The sequence below is a fragment of the Frankia sp. Mgl5 genome, from assembly GCF_023242985.1.
GTDB classification, from domain to species: Bacteria; Actinomycetota; Actinomycetes; order Frankiales; family Frankiaceae; genus Parafrankia; species Parafrankia soli.
On sequence record NZ_JALKFY010000539.1, the window covers coordinates 1 to 348 of the forward strand.

Annotated in this window: 1 protein-coding gene; it reads left to right on the top strand. The window is 59.2% G+C overall.

The features are described from left to right. The coding region (locus MXD62_RS10520; protein WP_248829133.1) for an aromatic amino acid lyase at positions 1 to 348 on the top strand (348 nt) is incomplete at both ends.

The window sequence follows — 348 nt, forward strand, 5'->3', positions numbered from 1 at the left end:
GCCTGGCCCTGTTTGATGCCCGCAGCCTGATGGAAAACGCCGAAGTGATCGCCGCCATGACGATTGAAGCCTTGCGCGGAATTCCCAAAGCGTTTGATCCCCAGCTTCACCTGGTACGGCCTCATCCGGGACAACAGGAGTCGGCGCGCAAGCTGCTTTTACACCTGCAAGGAAGCGAACGCACCACTGAGCAAGGACAGCTGCGCGTACAGGACGCTTACAGCATGCGCTGCATTCCGCAGGTGCACGGCGCAACCCGCGATACACTGGAATACGTATGGGCGGCCGTTACCCGTGAATGCAACAGTGTCACCGATAATCCGGTTCTGTTCACGGAGACGGGTGACG